The following is a 16966-nucleotide window of genomic DNA, read 5'->3' on the forward strand; positions in this document are numbered from 1 at the left end:
GGACGGGTCATGGGCATGCTGCCGTTTCTGCGCCATGCCGCCTCGCGACTTCTCCAGGCCCTGGGCCTGGTGATCGCGGTGGTGGTGCTCAACTTCGTGCTGGTGCACGCCGCGCCGGGCGACCCGGTGGAAACCATTGCCGGCGCCAGCGGCGGCATGTCGCCCGAGCTGATGGCGCAGCTGCGCACGCAGTACGGGCTCGACAAGTCGCTGCCGGTGCAGCTGGCCGTGTACCTGGGCAAGGTGGCGCGCGGCGACCTGGGCTACTCGTACTTCTTCAACCTGCCGGTCACGCAGATGATCGCCGAGCGCGTTCCCGCCACCCTCCTGCTGGTGCTGAGTTCGGTGCTGCTGGCGTTCTTCGCGGGCACCGCGCTCGGCGTGCTTTCGTCACGCAAGCCCAACGGGTGGCTGTCGCAGTTCATCACCGTGCTGTCGCTGGTGGGCTTTGCGGCGCCGGTGTTCTGGCTGGGGATCATGCTGGTGATCCTGCTGGCCTCGGTGTTTCCGATTCTTCCTGTGGCGGGCATGCGGTCCATCGACTCGACGGGCACCGGCGGCTTCGCGGACATGCTCGACGTGGCGCAGCACCTGGTGCTGCCCACGCTCACGCTGAGCCTGGTGTATCTCGCGCAGTACAGCCGGCTCGCGCGCTCGTCGATGCTCGACGTGCTGGGCTCGGACTTCATTCGCACCGCCCGCGCCAAGGGGCTGGCCGACCGCGTGGTGCTCTACAAGCATGCGCTGCGCAATGCGCTGCTGCCGGTGGTCACGGTGCTGGGGCTGCAGTTCGGCAACGTGCTGGCCGGAGCCATCCTGGTGGAGACGGTGTTCAACTGGCCGGGCCTCGGCCGGCTGGCCTTCGAGTCGGTGCTGCGGCGCGACTACCCGACCATCCTGGGCGTGCTGCTGTTCTCTTCCGTCGTGGTGGTGGTGATGAACCAGCTCACCGACCTGTGCTACCGCTTCATCGACCCACGGATCAAGACCTCATGAGCAAGGTCATCGCGATGCCTCCTGTTGCTTCCGCTTCCCAACCCGCCGCCACGCCGCCAGTGCGCGTAGAGCACCCCGGCATGGAGGCGATGCGCATGTTCCTGCGCAACCCCGCCGCCATTGCCGGCATGGCCATGCTGCTGATCGTGCTGGTGGTGGCCGTCGCCGGGCCGTGGCTCTACCCGGCCGACCCGTTCGAGATCAGGGCCGCGCCGCTCACCCCGCCGTTCAGCGAGGACGCCTGGCTCGGCAGCGACTACCTGGGCCGCGACGTGCTCACCGCGCTGATCTACGGCGGGCGCGCCACGCTGCTGGTGGGCGCGGTGGCCGCGCTGCTGTCGGTGCTGATCGGCATCACGCTCGGCGCCTTCGCCGGCTACTACGGCGGCAAGATCGATGCAGCGCTGATGAAGCTCACCGAGTTCTTCCAGGTGCTGCCCGCGCTGCTGTTCGCGATGGTGGTGGTCACGCTGTTCTCGCCCACGCTGGTGACGGTGACGCTGGCTATCGGCATCGTGAGCTGGACCGGCACGGCGCGGCTCACACGCGCCGAGTTCATGAAGTACCGCGGACTGGAGTTCGTGCGGGCCGAAAGGGCCATCGGCGCCGGCGACGCGCGCATCATCTGGAAGGTCATTCTTCCCAACGCGCTGCCGCCGCTGGTGGTGTCGGCCACGCTGGCGATCGGCGCCGCCATACTGTTCGAGGCGGGCCTTTCCTTCCTCGGATTGGGCGACCCCAACCAGATGAGCTGGGGGCTGATGATCGGCTCCAGCCGGCAGTATGTTCTGTCCTGCTGGTGGGCCGTGGCCTTCCCCGGCGCTGCGATCTTCATCACCGTGCTGGCCGTGAGCCTCATTGGCGACGGCCTGAACGACGCCCTCAACCCCAAGCTGAGGGAACGCTGATGGCCACGCAAGACGACGCACTGCTGCGCGTGCAGGACCTGCACGTCGAGTTCAAGACGCGGCGCGGCCAGGCGCTGGTGCTCAACGGGGTCGACTTCGAGATCCGCGCCGGCGAAACGCTGTGCGTGGTCGGCGAGTCGGGCTGCGGCAAGAGCATGACGGCGCTGGCACTGCTGCGGCTCATTCCTTCGCCGCCCGGGCGCATCCGCAGCGGGCAGGTGCTGTTCCAGGGCGAAGACCTGGTGCAGGCCAGCGATGCCCGCATGCGCGAAGTGCGGGGCAACCGCATCTCGATGATCTTCCAGGAGCCTATGACCTCGCTGAACCCGGTGTTCAGCGTGGGCGACCAGATCGGCGAGTCGCTGCGGCTGCACGCGGGCATGAACGCGCACGCGGCGCGCGAGCGTGCCATCGAGATGCTGCGGCAGGTGGGCATTCCGGCGCCGGAGCGGCGCGTGGACGAGTACCCGCACCAGCTCTCCGGCGGCATGCGCCAGCGCGTGATGATCGCGATGGCGCTGGCCTGCCGGCCCGACATCCTCATTGCCGACGAGCCAACGACAGCGCTCGACGTGACGGTGCAGGCGCAGATCTTCGACCTGCTGCGCGAGCTGCAGCGCGACAAGGGCACGGCCATCATGCTCATCACCCACGACATGGGCGCGGTGGCCGAGATGGCCGACCGCGTGATGGTGATGTACGCCGGCCGCGTCATCGAACAGGGTACGACCGAACAGGTGCTGTCGGAACCCGGCCACCCTTACACGCGCGGGCTGATCGACTGCCTGCCGGAGCTGGGCAGCAGCGCGGCATACGGCGACGGCGCACGCGAGGACCTGGCCGAGATCGCGGGCGTGGTGCCGTCGATCTGGGAGCTGGGCACGGGCTGCGCCTTCCGCGAACGCTGCCCGCGCGCGCTGGCGCGCTGCGCGACGGAAGTGCCGCCCATGTTCGCGGTGCACGGCGACATCGCGCCCGGCATCCCGCACGGCGCGGCCTGCTGGCTGCATGCGCAGACCCTCGACCAGCGCCAACGGGAGGCCGCATGACATTCATCGGCAAGACCGACACGCTGCTATCAATCGATGACCTGAAGGTGCACTTTCCGCGCGGCAAGGCCGGCTGGGGCCGCGCGCCCGAGGTGGTGAAGGCGGTGGACGGCGTGTCCTTCGAGATCCGGCGCGGCACCACGCTCGCGGTGGTGGGCGAATCAGGTTCCGGCAAGACCACGACCGCGCTCGCGGTGATGCGGCTGTCGCCCGTCACTTCGGGGCGCATGCAGCTCGGCGACACCGACCTGGCCGCACTGCGCGGCGAGGCGCTGCGGCAGGCGCGCACGCGCATGCAGATCATCTTCCAGGACCCGTTTTCCTCGCTGAACCCGCGCGAGCGCGCGGGCGCCGCGGTGCGCGCGCCGCTGGACCTGATGCGGGTCGGCACGCCTGACGAGCGCACGCGCCGCGTGGCGGAGCTGTTCGAGGCGGTCGGCCTGCGGCCCGAGCAGCAGCACCTGTTTCCGCACCAGTTCTCCGGCGGGCAGCGCCAGCGCATCAACATCGCGCGGGCGCTGGCCACCAACCCGGAACTGGTGGTGTGCGACGAGCCGGTGTCGGCGCTGGACATCGCGATCCGCGCGCAGATACTGAACCTGCTGTCGCGGCTGCAGCGCGAGCTGGGGCTGACCTACCTCTTCATCTCGCACGACATGGCGGTGGTGGAGCACATCTGCGACGACATCGCCGTGATGTACCTCGGCCAGATCGTCGAGCGCGCGCCGCGGCGCAGCTTCTTCGCGCGGCCGTTGCATCCGTACAGCGCGGCGCTGATGTCGGCGGTGCCCACGGTGAGCGGCGGGCGCCGGCGCGCGGCCCACCGCATCAAGCTGAGCGGCGATCCGCCGAGCCCCATCAACCCGCCCGCCGGCTGCCGCTTCGCCGGGCGCTGCCCGGTGGCGGAGCCGGCCTGCGCGGCCGAGCTGCCGCCCTTGCGCGAAGTCGCGCCCGATCACTGGGTACGCTGCCGGCGTGTCGACGTCGTCGACGGCCTGCCGCACCCTCCTCTTTCGATTCCAGAGTCGCCATGAGCCAAGCAACGACAACCACCGTCTACCCCGCCCGCAAGATCATCACCATGAACCCGATGCAGCCGCATGCCACCCACGTGGCGGTGCGCGACGGCCGCGTGCTGGCCGTCGGCTCGCTGGCGGACATGCAGGCATGGGGCGCCTTCGCGCTGGACGAGCGCTTCGCGGCCAAGGTTCTGATGCCCGGCCTCGTCGAAGGCCACTGCCACCTCAAGGAAGGCAGCATGTGGGACTGGACGTACCTGGGCTGGTTCGACCGCCGGGACCCCGAAGGCAAGGTCTGGAGCGGCCTGCGCTCGATGGACGAGGTGGTCTCGCGCCTGGCGGAAGTCGCCGCAAAGATGACGGCGGACGGCGTGCCCGACACCGAGCCGCTGGTTGCCTGGGGCTTCGACCCCATCTACTTCGGCGGAGAACGCATGACGGTGCATCACGTCGACCGCGCGAGCGCCACGCGGCCCATCGTCATCGGCCATGCCAACGGGCACCTGATGAACGTCAACAGTGCCATGCTGCGCATCGCCGAGATCACGCGCGACAACGAGGTCGAGGGCGTGGTCAAGTTCGCCGAAGGCGCGGACGAAGGCGAACCCACGGGCGAGCTGCAGGAGCCGGCCGCCATGTTCCTGGTGCTGCGCAAGATCGGCAACGCCGGCCTGCTCGCGCCGATGACCGAGGCCGGCGTGCGCTCGTTCGCCAGGCTGGCCTGCCTGCAGGGCGTGACCACCGCGACCGACCTGGTCAACAAGCTCGCCGCGGACGACTGCGGCGTGCTCGAGAAAGTGACGCGCGACGAGGACTTCGCGGTGCGCATCCTGCCCGCATTCCAGGCCTTCCATGGCACGCACGGCGCCGCACAGGGCGCGGAACATGTGAAGTCGCTGGTGCCGCGCAACACCGACCGCCTGCGCTACGGCCTGGTGAAGATGATGCTGGACGGCTCGATCCAGGGCTTCTCCGCACGGCTGCGCTGGCCGGGGCATTTCAACGGCGCGCCCAACGGCATCTGGGTGACGGCGCCCGCGCAGTACGAGGCCGACTTCGAGACCTACCACCGCGCCGGCCTCACCATCCACACGCACACCAACGGCGACGAGGCCAGCGAAGTGGCCATCGACGCCATCGGCCGCGTGCTCACGCGCGCGCCGCGTCCCGACCACCGCCACACGCTGCAGCACGGCCAGATGATCGATGCGCCGCTGTTCCGCCGCATGGCCTCGCTGGGCCTGTGCGCCAACCTGTTCGCCAACCACATCTGGTACTGGGGCGACCAGCACTATGAAATGACCATGGGCCCCGACCGCGCCAACCGCCTCGATGCCTGCGGCAGCGCGCTCGCCGCGGGCGTGCCGCTGGCCATCCACTCCGACGCACCGGTCACGCCGCTGGGCCCGCTGTTCACCGCGTGGTGCGCCGTGAACCGCATCACCCCCAAGGGCCGCCTGCTGGGCGAGGCCGAGCGCATCACCGTGCCGCAGGCGCTGCGCGCCATCACGCTCGGCGCGGCCTGGACGCTCAAGCTCGACGGCGAGATCGGCAGCATCGAATGCGGCAAGCGCGCCGACTTCTGCGTGCTGGAAGACGACCCGCTGGAGATGGACCCGATGGCGCTGAAGGACGCGCGCGTCTGGGGCACCGTGCTGTCGGGCCGCGTGTTCCAGGCGCAGCGGGGCTGAAGACCGCGTGACCGCATCGACAAACCCGAGACGGAAGCGCCTGCCGCTCACGGTCATCGGCGGCTTCCTGGGCGCGGGCAAGACCACGCTGCTCAACCGCTGGCTGCGCGAGGCGAATGGACTGCGCCTGGCGGTGCTGGTGAACGACTTCGGCGCGCTCAACATCGACGCCGATCTCATCGCCGCCACGCACGGCGACACCACCGCGCTGACCAACGGCTGCGTGTGCTGCCAGATCGGCGACGACCTGGGGCGGGCATTGGTGGAAGTGATCGAGGCCCAGACGCCGTTCGACGCGGTGGTGATCGAGGCCAGCGGCGTGTCGGACCCGTGGCGCATCGCGCAGATCGGCATGGCGGCGCCGGAGCTGAGCCTCGAAAGCGTCATCGTGCTGGTCGATGCGAGCGCGGCGGCACAGCAGTCTCGCGACCCGCTGCTGGCGGACACGCTGGCACGGCAGGTGAAGTCGGCCGACCTGGTGGTGGTGAACAAGGCGGACATCGCATCCGCCGATGCGCTGGCGGGCGCCGATGCCTGGGTCGCGGCGACCGCGCCAGGCACGCCGTGCATCCAGACCGTGGAGTCGGCCGTGCCGCTGGTTCTGCTGTCGGGATTGCCGCATGCGGCGCACACGCTGCCCCATGCCTGCGGGCCTGGCTGCCACGACCATCATCACGCGCACGACGCACCCGATCACGGCGGGTTGTTCCAGACGTGGAATGCACAGCCCGAAGCGGTGATTCCCGTCGCCAGGCTGCGTGCCTGGCTGCGCGACATGCCGCCCGGCGTGCTGCGCCTGAAGGGCGTGCTGCGCACCGGCCAAGGGGACGCGGGCGATGAATGGTCGGAGGTGCAGTTCGCCGGCCGCCACGGCACGCTGCGCAAGACCGCGCCACCGGCCGGCGAAGCGCGCGCGGGAGTCGTCGCTATCGGCCTGCGCGGCCAGTTGCCTGAAGAATTGCTCAAGGCTTTTTTCCTGCCCTGAGCCCAGTCATGTTTCAATCGCGGGCTTGTCCGTTTTCCACCAAGGCAAGGCAGCCGCAGCCTCATGACAAGCTCTTCTTCTCTCCTGATCCGTCCTCCCGTGGCGGAAGATCATTCGGCGTGGAAGCCACTGTGGGACGGCTACAACGCCTTCTACGGACGCGAGGGCCCCACGGCCCTGGCCGACGAGATCACGCAGGTGACGTGGCAGCGCTTCTTCGACGCCTACGAGCCGGTGCATGCGCTGGTCGCGGAGCGTGACGGCCAGCTCGTCGGCCTCACGCACTACCTGTTTCACCGCAGCACCACCCGCATCGAGCCGACCTGCTACCTGCAGGACCTGTTCACGCTGCCATCGGAGCGCGGCCGCGGCGTCGGGCGCCAGCTGATTCAAGGCGTGTATGAACGTGTGAAGCAGGCAGGCGGCCACCGGGTGTACTGGCAGACCCATGTGACGAACGCCGCAGGCCGCACGCTGTACGACAAGGTCGCGTCGCACGACGGGTTCATCGTCTACGGCACGCTTGTCTGAGGCTGCTGCCGGTCAGTACTTGATGGTCACGCCGGCCTTCACGCCGTTGTTGGCCTTGCCGTCCGACGACACACCGCCGGTGAGCGACACATTGCCGCCGGTGCTCGCGCCGAGCGAATAGGTCGGCCGGGGGGTGGAGGTGTCGGTGCCGATGTAGGCGCCGCTGCCGTCGCGCCGCTCGACGCCCACGGTCGCACCGGTGGTGTAGGCCGAGGTTTCGGTGGGGTTGACGTTGGGCGCCACATACACGGTGCCCTTGTCGTCGTTGTCCACGGGCAGCTTCACGGGTTCGGCGGCAGCCAGGCCAGCCGCAAAGCAAACGGCCACGGCGAGGCCTGCAAGGATCGGTTTGCTCTTCATGCGCGCATGCTGGCCCATGCCTCGCGGCCAGTCTGTAGGACGAGAGGAAAGGCGCCGGCCGGAAAGGCCGGGGCTGCAGTCTCTCCTGGCGAATCCAGCAGGCGAACATACGCCGAAGCGCGTCCCTGCTGCAGGGCCAGCGGCAGCGATGCCCCCGAAATCCATAGCGCGAATGCAAACACTGCAATACTTGACCCGCACACACTGTCGACGACCTGAACCTGTCCGCTTCTTCGTGACGTCAATGCCTTGAGCTAAAGAAAGCCCCATGACGACCACCCCCGCCCACAACCTCGACGCTCCCGCGCTCGCGCTCATCGACACCTGCGCACGGGCGTCCCTCGAACTGCTGCAGGACAACCTCACGCCGCACGGCATCCTGGCCGCCAGCCGCACCGAGGCCGCCGTGGCGCGGCGCTACACGCGCATCTTTGGCCGCGACGCCGCCATCTGCGTCATGGCCATGTGCGGCACCGGCGTACCGGCGCTGGAACAAGGCGCCGTGGCCAGCCTCGACGCGCTCGCTTCGCAACAGGCCCCGAACGGGCAGATTCCCAAGTACGTCGACCCCGAGGGCCAGGACGCCGACTTCTGGTACCTGGGCTGCATCGACGCTACCCTGTGGTGGCTCATTGCAGTGGACCACGTGCGCAGGCATGGCAACGTGGAAGCCACGCATTGGCAGGCCGAGGTGGAACGCGCGATCCACTGGCTGCTCGCGCAGGAGCACCAGCACTTCCGCCTGCTGCAGCAGAACGAGGCCAGCGACTGGGCCGACATCATGCCGCGCTCCGGCTATGTGCTCTACACCAACGCGCTGTGGTTCGACGTCAAGCGCCGTTTCGCGCTGCAGCATGCGGAAGAAACCCGGCACCACTTCAACCACCTGTTCAATCCGTTCCAGCGAGACCTGCCCGAGTACCACCGCGCGCGGTTGCTGCGCCACTACGCGCGGCGTGGCCGGCGCGATCCGGGCCTGTACCTGAGCTTCGTCAATCTGGCGGTCGTCGGGGATGAAGGCGACGTGTTCGGCAACGTGCTGGCCATTCAGAGCGGCCTGGCCGACGCCGCGATGGCGCAGCGCATCGCGCAGACCATCGAGGCGGCGAACGCATCGCAGCCTTACCCGGTGCGCGTGGTGCTGCATCCGCTGTCTCAGCAGCATGAGCTGTGGCGGGCATACATGGGCCGGCACCAGCAGAACATCGTGCACCAGTACCACAACGGAGGCATCTGGCCGTTCGTCGGCGGCTTCTGGGTGATGGCGCTGGCACGGCTGGGGCTGCATGAGCAGGCATGGACCGAACTCGCGCGGCTGGCACAGGCCAACGCGCAGGACGACTGGCGATTCACCGAGTGGTTTCACGGGCGCACGCTGGCGCCGATGGGAATGGCGGGACAGAGCTGGAATGCGGCCGCGTTCCTGCTGGCGCGGCGGGAGTTGCTGGGGGATGGGGTGGCCTGGTGAGGGGGCGCCGCTGACCTTCGAAAGGCTCCGATTCTTCAGCGAGGAAGTCTCCCGGCCAGACCGTCATGCGATCAGCGGCGCAGCTTTCCACCACTTATCTATAGGGCAGGTCCGGCGCTGCAAGGACTTCGAGCAATGTCCCGACATCATCTATCGCAGGCGGGCGTTTGTTCACGCACCAGCCGTCGTAGTCATTGCCCGTTGCCACAAGACATTTGACGCGCACCACGGCATAAGGCGTCAGTTGATTCATGGGCTGTCACAGCTCAACGCAGGGCAGGCGGCAAAAAAATGCAGGTTGATTGCCGCGGCTCGCGGCAACCGCGGATAGCGGCAATTAGCGCTTGCCCGCCATTTGCATTCTGTTCATGCAGCGCAGCTTTGCGAAGTTGGCGCAACCCCAGAACGGGACTCCCCCGTCTTTGGGCTGGCGTTCCACCATCTTCACTCCGCACTTGACGCAGGTTGGTCGCCAGAACTCGCCATCGTAGGCAACCTTCAGAAGTGAAGCTTGTTGATCGGCTGTGCGTCGCGAAATCAGTTGCAGCAACCCCGCGCGGTCTTGTGCATTTATGCCATTGCTCCTAGCGAATTCCAGTGCGTCGGAGGTACATGTCGAGCTGGTCGCGAATGTGCCGTATTGCAGATCGTGTGCCTTGAGAACTCCGAAAAATTCACGCATCTGCTGCACACCCACGGGCTTGCTTCTCCAGTGCTTGCATTGCACGATCATCGGTTTCGGGCTATTGGCCGAATAAAGCCAGATGTCGATTCCGCCGTCGGCCCCGTGTGACTGGCTTTCGGTACGAACGCCTGCTTGCGCGAATAGAGCTTCACATAAAGCCTCGAAGCGACGCCACTCGATGTCGTCGAATACTCCGGGCGACCACTTTGCCTGGGGCTCTGGCTTTGCTCCGCCTCTGCCAAGTACTTCAGTTATCGCCCGCTTCTCCTCTTCCGAATCAGCCTTGCTCCTACGCCAGAATCCAGTCATGTCGTGCCTCCTGGGAGACAAATGTAACTCTATGCCTCAGATCTTCAGAGGCTCGGCTCAAGCCGGCTCCAACAGCGCCTTGTGCGCCGAGATGCCCGCATCCACCTCGTTCTTGAAGAAGGCATAGCAGTACCAGCGGTAGGAGTCGGTGTTGTAGATGGTGGCGTTCTTGTGCGCGTCCGCCAGACGTTTCACCTGCTTCGAGCCGATGAAGTGGCCCTTCCCCGAGGCGGCCATCGCGCCGTGAGGGGTGTTGCCGGTGCACTGCGGGATGTTGGCGTCCGACCGCGGCGCATAGTGGGTGGCGTCGAGCAGTTGGCGATGCTGCTGGCATTCGCCGCAGACATCGGCGAGCCCGAGGTTGTGGCCCACCTCGTGGATCAGCACGCCGGCATGGAAGTGCCCGACCGCTCCGCGCGGAAATGCCGGGCCGATCGCCATGAGATAGCCGCCCCGGCCGCCCTTCAGGGCCGCGGCATCGCCCGCTTCGTTGCTCTTGTACAGAATCCAGCGCGGATCGCGCAGGTCGTCCATCATCTGGTCGATCTTGGCGCGCACATAGCTCGCGCGCGACGCGAACCCGGATTCGGCGTTGGCGTTGCCGGCGGCCGCCCCCGCCTTGCGGGTGGCGCTGCTGCCATGCCATGCACGCGAGCCGAAGATGCTTTCGAAGTGCGTCTTGCCTGGCCATGTGTGAAGGCCGACGTTGCGCTTCGCTTCCTCGAGCATCCGCAGCGCGATGTCGAGCCCGGCGCCCAGTCCGTTGACGCGCTCCTGGTCGAATCCGATGAAGCGCACATGGCGGTGATTGCCGGCGGCGGGGGTCAGCACCACTTTGTCGACCATCGCCTGGCATTCCTGGGCCGTCATGTCCAGGCCCAGGGCCTTGATGCCGCCGCCCTCGGCAAACTGGATCGCATGGCGGACCTTGCCCAGGACGAGGTCGACGGGAAACTTCTCACGGATGTATTCGGACAACTTCGGCATGTGCGCCACCTTGAAACTGGAGGCGGCGAGTTTGCGTCGAATGAATACTTTTCGCCTCCCATGAATTGGTCACGCGGCGGCGGCTTCTGCCCGTGCCAATGTCTCGCTCTCCCATACCACCACCCGATTGCGGCTTGCCACTTGGCCTGGTAGCGCGCCTGATCTGCACGCATTCCATCGGTGTCTGGCAGCAGCACCGCGAATTCCTCGCCGCCCAATCGGGCGAACACGTCCGCCGATCGCAGCCTCGCCTGCACTCGCTTTGCAAAAGCCTGCAGCACCAGGTCGCCGCCATGATGGCCATGCAAATCATCGACCCGCTTGAATGATCCAGGTCCGGCAGCAGCAGTGCCGCGATGGCGCTCAGACCGGCACCGACGACAAGTGGAATGTTCCACTCGCTCACGAAGGCTCTGATCAAGGAAGATGCTTGCGGTCGCGCACGGTCTCGCGCGTCGGGCCGAAAGCGCCGAAGCGCACGGGCAAGCCGCTCAGCGCCTCGGCATGCGCGACCCATGCGTGCGCCGTGGCGATGGGGTGCGCTTCGTAGATGGGTTCGGCGCCCTGCAGCAACCGCGTCAGGGCGTGCTGGTGCGCAAGGTCCCGCACACCGCCGGCCGGCAGCGCGGTGAGGCGGCCTGCGTCCTCCGTGCGGTAGCCGGCGCACCAGCGCAGTCCGGCACCATCGACGGCGTCGAGGTGGCTCACCACCAGTCCGTCGAGCGCGCCGACCGCGTCGAGTGCGTAGCGCAGCAGCACCGCATCGGGATGGCCCCTGCGGAACACGCCCTGCCAGCCTTCATCCGCGTTGTGCGGCTCGCGCAGGCGCGCGTCGAGCGCGCGGTCGTGCGTCGGCAGCGGGCCCGGGCCGTGCCGCGTGAGATAGCTGCGCAGCACGCCCAGGTGCTGCACCGGTGCGTCGATGCCCGCGTCGCGCAGCACGGCCTCGACCGCCGCCGCAGAGATCGTGCTCCACGTGGTGTGCGGATGGAAACCGCGCCACTCGTCGAGCAGCACGCCCTGCGCGCCTTCGAAGATCACGGTTCCGGCCCGCGCGAGGCGCTCGGCGATGCGGTCCGCGCTGGCGGGGGGCGATTGCGCCAGGCATGGCGCAACGGCATCGAGCCAGCGCCGTGCCAGCGATTCGTCCTGCAGCACAGACAGTTCCTGCGCGGCGCCGGCATGCGAGAAGGCCGTGTGCGCGAATTCGCGAAGCAGCGCGGTGCGCGAGGCCTGCAGCTTTTCGAGCGCGCGGGCCGGGAACGGCAGGTCGCCGTAGCGCAAGGCCTCGTCCGGCGCGGCCAGCGCATGCCGAACGGTTTCACCGACTCCCACGCCGCAACTGCCGTGCGCGTCAGACCCGCGCGCCCATTCACGCAACCGCCCGGCCGCCTGGTGGAACGGCGTCGTCACGCGGCAACGCGCATCGACCAGCAGGCGCGAGAAGGCGTCGTTCACGCCCGCGCGCCGCAGCGCCTCTTCCTCGACACGCAGCGCGGTCGGGTGCACGACCACCGGGCTCGCCAGCACCGTGCCGACTCCCGCATGAAAGCTGCCGGCGCCGAACTGGGAGAAGGTGTGGTGGCGTCCGTCGGCCAGCACCACGTTGTGGCCCGCCTGCGCGCCGCCGTTGAACCGCACGACCGTGTGCGCCCCCAGAGCGCCGCTCAGATGATCGGTGAACAGCCCCTTGCCGCAGTCTCCGAAGCCGAGGCCGAGCAGCGAGACGTAGCGCGTGGCCATGAAGGCTGCGGCGCTCACCCTGCGATCAGCCGAAGAGCCGCTTCCACCACGACGAGCGCGGGCCGGCCGCGGCGGTGGCCACGGCCGGTGGCGCGCGGCGCGATGCCGCCGGATCGAGCAGCGCGGCGTAGCCGTCGAGTGCGTGCAGCACGCCGCCCACGCGTTCCTTGGCCATGCCGGTGCCGCTCATGACGCCGGCCAGTGCCTCGAGGCTGGGGACGGCCTTCTCGGTGAGCGCGACGATGCCGGCGGCCACGGCGCAGGCGTCGTCGGGCGAATCCATGCAGATGACGTGATCGCCCAGCAGTTCGCGCCAGCGGCCTTCGCAGCGGCGGCGGCGCTGCGCGTCGGGGATCAGAAAGAACAGGTTGGTGGTCTCGGCCGCTGCGGCAATGACCTCCTCGATGGGGATGTCCTCGTCGAGCTTCTCGCCGATCAGCCCTTCCACCTGATGGCGCGACACGGCGGGGTACGGCAGCTCGTCGCCGGTGACGAACAGATAGCCGCGCTTCTTGCGCTTGACCCAGCAGTCCATGTCGGTGTGCTGGGCCATGACATAGAAGGCCAGCTCGTAGCTTTCCTCGCCGGAGCCGCCCCCGCCGCCTTCGAGGTAGCTCCAGGTGAGCCACTGGTCCATGAGGTTGGCGGTCGATTCGAACTGCCCCACCTGCAGCGGCGCGTGGTCCGAGGTGGCGTCGCCGATGGCCATGAACATGAGCTGGGGGTCGGCCACGCCGCAGTCGGTGAGCAGCTTCATGAAGGTGGGCAGCTCCTTGCGCGCCAGGGTCTGCGGGATGTCGCCCATGGAACCGGTGACGTCGAGCGCGAAGACGATGCCCAGCGAGTTGGGGTGGTCGGCGTTGTCGCGCGACTCGCGCACCTTGAGCCCCTGCGGGTTCATCAGCGGATGGGTGGAGCGCTGGGTGAAGACCTCGGCGCCGGGCTTGGCGGGGCGGTCGGCGATGAGTGCCGTGTGGGCGGCATGCGAGTAGTTTCCGTAGCCCATGTAGTGACTCCTTGATGCGGAAGGAAGATGAAGGGGGTCAGGCGCCGCGGCGCGGCGCGGGGTCGAAATGGACGAACTGCGGCGCGCCGAAAGCTTCGCGCGAGGCCGCCGAGAGCGCCTGCTCGATGCCTTGCGCGCCGAGCCGTTCGCAGGCGGTGAAGTCGTCACTGCACTGGCGCAGCAGCGCCGCAAGCGGCGAGGGGGTGCGCGCGCCGAAACCTGGGGCGTCGGCCGCATCACCCTCGCCGCCGTGCAGCAAGGCACGCACGGTCCACGCGGCCTGCATGAGGTCGCGCGCAGCCGCGGCCGCATGGGCCGAACCGGCGGCATGCTGTGCACGCGACCAGCCGATGAGCAGCACGCCGTGGTCGCGCGGATGCACGAGCGCATGCGCGGGCGACAGGCCGCGGTGCGTCCAGCCGGCGCCATGCACGAAGGCCAGCACCTCCAGCATGCGGCGCCAGATCCATACGGCATGGCGCGGGTCGATGCCCTTCGGATTGGCCTGTTCCACGTCCTGCAGGCTGCCCCAGAAGCCGGTGGGGTGGCGCAGCACCAACGCCTGGCGGGCGCCGTCACCCAGCCCTTCGGCGATGCCCGTGCCCACCGGTTGCGGCAGCCGGCGCGTGAAGTAGGCGGCGCCCGGAACCGACAGGTCCTGCAAGGCCTGGAGCACCGAGGCTTCGCGCAGCAGCACGCCGTTGGCTGCGCTGTCGCGGGCCAGCTTCATGGTCACGCGTTCGGGTAGCGCGCCCAGGCGCTCCGCGAGCAGCACCTCGCTGTGCTCGCCGGTGGCCAGCGGGGCCAGTACGCGATAACGCGCGCCGCGCCATGCAAGGACGCGCCCGCCGGGCACATCGGCATTCGCCCTGCGCAACGCGGCGCGGAAGCTCTCGCGCTCGACGATTTCCTCGCCGCGCACGATGGTGGCGCCGCAATAGCTGCAATCGACGGTGCGCCAGCGCGCAGCCCGCGGCAGCGGCGCAGAGCATTGCGGACAGCTGAGAGCAAGCAGCGACAGCATGAGCCGCGCCCTACTCGGCCTCGGGCGCCACCGCCGGATCGGGCGATGCCAGCACGCGGTCGATACGGCGGCCTTCGAGCGCGACGATCTGGAAGCACCAGCCGGCGCAATCGATGTGCTCGCCGACCTCCGGCAGGTGGCCGGACACGGACATGAGCAGGCCGGCCACGGTGTTGTAGCGGCCCCGCTCTTCATCGGGCAGCTCGCGGATGCCAAGGCGCGCACGCAATTCGGACACCGGCATGAGGCCGTCGAGTTCCCACACGCCGTCGGGCCGCTCGCGCGCCCATGCGTCGGTCTGCATGCCGGGCTGCAGTTCGCCGGTGATGGCTTCGAGCAGATCGCGCGGGGTCATGAGGCCCTGCACCACGCCGTATTCGTCGACCACGAACACGAGGCGCCCGGCGCGCTCGCGGAACTGCTCGAGCAGTTCCATGCCGGTGAGGGTCTCGGGCACGAACACTGCCGGCGTGGCTTCCTGGCCCAGCACGCCGGTGTGCGCGGCGCCCAGCCGCAGCAGGTGGGCCACGCTGATCACGCCCACCACGTCGTCGAGCGAATTGCGGCACACCGGATACCAGGAATGCACGAGGTTGAGCGCAGCCGCGTCCGCCACCTTCTGCAGCGCCTGCCGCACGGTGAACGAGGCATCGAGCCATTCGATGTCGGCGCGCGGAATCATGAGCGACGACAGGCGCCTGTCATCGAGGTGAAACACATTGCGCACCATCTGGTGCTCATGCTGCTCGATGACGCCGGCGTCCACGCCCTCTTCGAGGCTGGCCGAGATTTCTTCCTCGGTGACCGAGCGGGCCGCATTGGCGTCGATGCGCAGCAGCCTCAGCGTGGCGGCCGTAGCGCCGGCCAGCAGCCACACGAAGGGCTTGGCCGCCTTGGCCAGCCCGCGCATGGGGCGCGCCACGAAGCGCGCTACCGGCTCGGGGTAGAGCTGGCCGATGCGCTTGGGCACCAGCTCGCCGAAGATGATGGTGAAGAAGGTGATGCAGGTGACGACCACGGCGGTGGACACCACGCTGGCGGTGCCGGCGCCCATGCCGACCGATTCCATCCACACCGCGAGCGGCGCCGCGAAGGCCGCCTCGCCGACGATACCGCTCAGCATGCCGATGGAGGTGATGCCGATCTGCACCGTGGACAGGAACTGCGTCGGCGACTCCATCAGCTTGAGCGCCGCCTCGGCGCCGGCGTCTCCCGTTTCGGCCAAGGCCGCGAGGCGTGCGCGGCGGCTGGTGGAAAGGGCCATTTCGGACATTGCGAACGCCGCGTTGAGCGTCGTCAGCAAGGCCAGCAGGAAGACATCCATGAACTGAGGGGGAGAATGAGGGAATGTCACTTTACTTGATTGGCGACCTGCAAGGCTGCGACGCCCCCCTCGGGCGGCTGCTGCAGAAGATCGATTTCTCCCCTAGCCGCGACACCATCGTGCTGCTCGGCGACCTGGTGAACCGGGGGCCCGACTCGCTCGCCGTGCTGCGCCGCGTGCAGGGCTACGGAGCTTCGGCGCTGAGCCTGCTGGGCAACCACGACCTGCATCTGCTGGGCGTGTCGCACGGTGCGCGCAAGGCCGGCCGCAAGGACACCCTGGCCGAACTGCTGGCGGCACCCGACAGCGAAGCGCTGCTCGACTGGGTGCGCCGCCAGCACATGGCGCTGCACATGCGCATCGGCGGCGGCGACCTGCTGATGGTGCATGCGGGCGTACTGCCGCAGTGGACAGTGGGCGAAACGCTGGCGCTGGCCGCGGAGGTGGAATCGGTGCTGCGCGGCCCGGCGCTGGGCGAATTCCTGCTGTCGATGTACGGCAACGAGCCGGCGCAATGGCAAGACACGCTCACCGGCAGCGCCCGCCTGCGCGCCATCGTCAATGCGCTGACGCGGCTGCGCTTCTGCACGGCCGACGGCGTGATGGAGTTCGAGGCCAAGGACAGTGCCGCCACCGCGCCCGAAGGCTACATGCCGTGGTTCGACGTGCCCGGCCGCAAGACCGCCAGGGCAACGATCGCCTTCGGCCACTGGTCGACGCTGGGCTGGCTCTCGCGTCCCGATCTGCTCTCGACCGACACCGGCTGCGTGTGGGGCGGCTGCCTGAGCGCGGTGCGCATCGGCGCGACGCTGGACGAGCGCGAGTTGATCCAGGTCGATTGCGAGCAGTCGCAAAAGCCGGGCAAGTAGCGCCAGGCCTGC

At 68.4% G+C, this 16966-nt stretch carries 17 protein-coding genes; 9 read left to right on the plus strand and 8 right to left on the minus strand.

Annotated features, from left to right (window positions below):
* Positions 1-18 precede the first annotated feature (18 nt).
* The 7 genes from WIX39_RS29225 (at position 19) to WIX39_RS29255 (ending at position 7179) form a co-directional block, all read left to right on the plus strand.
* Entirely contained in the window at positions 19-996 is a 978-nt protein-coding gene (locus WIX39_RS29225; RefSeq protein ID WP_409196881.1) for an ABC transporter permease, read from the plus strand.
* A gap of 14 nt (positions 997-1010) precedes the next feature.
* On the plus strand, positions 1011-1904 hold the full coding sequence (locus WIX39_RS29230) for an ABC transporter permease (RefSeq protein ID WP_409196882.1): 894 nt from the start codon (positions 1011-1013) through the stop codon (positions 1902-1904).
* The gene (locus WIX39_RS29235) at positions 1904-2953 is read left to right on the plus strand and encodes an ABC transporter ATP-binding protein (RefSeq protein ID WP_409196646.1); all 1050 of its coding nucleotides are present in this window, start codon (positions 1904-1906) and stop codon (positions 2951-2953) included. The genes WIX39_RS29230 and WIX39_RS29235 overlap by 1 nt, the downstream gene beginning before the upstream one ends.
* Positions 2950-3987: an ABC transporter ATP-binding protein gene (locus WIX39_RS29240; RefSeq protein WP_409196647.1), complete on the plus strand. Its 1038-nt coding sequence runs from the start codon at positions 2950-2952 to the stop codon at positions 3985-3987. The genes WIX39_RS29235 and WIX39_RS29240 overlap by 4 nt, the downstream gene beginning before the upstream one ends.
* Entirely contained in the window at positions 3984-5663 is a 1680-nt protein-coding gene (locus tag WIX39_RS29245) for an amidohydrolase (protein WP_409196648.1), read from the plus strand. Before WIX39_RS29240 ends, WIX39_RS29245 begins: the two co-directional genes overlap by 4 nt.
* A 7-nt stretch (positions 5664-5670) precedes the next feature.
* A complete protein-coding gene (locus WIX39_RS29250; RefSeq protein WP_409196649.1) occupies positions 5671-6648 on the plus strand; it encodes a CobW family GTP-binding protein in 978 nt (325 codons plus the stop codon).
* A gap of 63 nt (positions 6649-6711) precedes the next feature.
* Positions 6712-7179: a GNAT family N-acetyltransferase gene (locus WIX39_RS29255; RefSeq protein ID WP_409196650.1), complete on the plus strand. Its 468-nt coding sequence runs from the start codon at positions 6712-6714 to the stop codon at positions 7177-7179.
* A 12-nt stretch (positions 7180-7191) separates the two neighbouring features.
* Here WIX39_RS29255 and WIX39_RS29260 read toward each other — a convergent pair whose 3' ends face one another.
* On the minus strand, positions 7192-7539 hold the full coding sequence (locus tag WIX39_RS29260; RefSeq protein ID WP_409196651.1) for a hypothetical protein: 348 nt from the start codon (positions 7537-7539) through the stop codon (positions 7192-7194).
* Between the two features lie 268 nt (positions 7540-7807).
* Between WIX39_RS29260 and WIX39_RS29265 the strand changes: the two genes are divergently transcribed.
* Entirely contained in the window at positions 7808-9007 is a 1200-nt protein-coding gene (locus tag WIX39_RS29265; protein WP_409196652.1) for an amylo-alpha-1,6-glucosidase, read from the plus strand.
* 94 nt (positions 9008-9101) lie between these two features.
* Here the strand turns inward: WIX39_RS29265 and WIX39_RS29270 are convergent, their stop codons facing one another.
* From WIX39_RS29270 to WIX39_RS29300, 7 genes are all read right to left on the minus strand, one after another.
* Positions 9102-9260 (minus strand): hypothetical protein, encoded by a 159-nt coding sequence (locus tag WIX39_RS29270; RefSeq protein WP_409196653.1) that lies wholly within the window; start codon positions 9258-9260, stop codon positions 9102-9104.
* An 84-nt stretch (positions 9261-9344) separates the two neighbouring features.
* A complete protein-coding gene (locus WIX39_RS29275) occupies positions 9345-10001 on the minus strand; it encodes a restriction endonuclease (RefSeq protein ID WP_409196654.1) in 657 nt (218 codons plus the stop codon).
* Positions 10002-10867: 866 nt separating this feature from the next.
* Entirely contained in the window at positions 10868-11386 is a 519-nt protein-coding gene (locus tag WIX39_RS29280) for a GGDEF domain-containing protein (RefSeq protein ID WP_409196655.1), read from the minus strand.
* 19 nt (positions 11387-11405) lie between these two features.
* Positions 11406-12749 (minus strand): adenylosuccinate synthetase, encoded by a 1344-nt coding sequence (locus tag WIX39_RS29285; RefSeq protein ID WP_253819826.1) that lies wholly within the window; start codon positions 12747-12749, stop codon positions 11406-11408.
* Between the two features lie 7 nt (positions 12750-12756).
* Positions 12757-13737 (minus strand): VWA domain-containing protein, encoded by a 981-nt coding sequence (locus WIX39_RS29290; protein ID WP_409196656.1) that lies wholly within the window; start codon positions 13735-13737, stop codon positions 12757-12759.
* Between the two features lie 37 nt (positions 13738-13774).
* The gene (locus tag WIX39_RS29295; protein ID WP_081267563.1) at positions 13775-14761 is read right to left on the minus strand and encodes a serine/threonine protein kinase; all 987 of its coding nucleotides are present in this window, start codon (positions 14759-14761) and stop codon (positions 13775-13777) included.
* Between the two features lie 10 nt (positions 14762-14771).
* Complete coding sequence (locus tag WIX39_RS29300) at positions 14772-16085, minus strand: hemolysin family protein (protein ID WP_081267562.1); 1314 nt, start codon at positions 16083-16085, stop codon at positions 14772-14774.
* Positions 16086-16108: 23 nt separating this feature from the next.
* Between WIX39_RS29300 and WIX39_RS29305 the strand changes: the two genes are divergently transcribed.
* Positions 16109-16954 (plus strand): symmetrical bis(5'-nucleosyl)-tetraphosphatase, encoded by an 846-nt coding sequence (locus WIX39_RS29305; RefSeq protein WP_106938228.1) that lies wholly within the window; start codon positions 16109-16111, stop codon positions 16952-16954.
* The last annotated feature ends 12 nt before the right edge of the window (positions 16955-16966 follow it).

Source organism: Variovorax sp. AB1(2024) (assembly GCF_037482385.2).
Lineage (GTDB): Bacteria > Pseudomonadota > Gammaproteobacteria > Burkholderiales > Burkholderiaceae_C > Variovorax.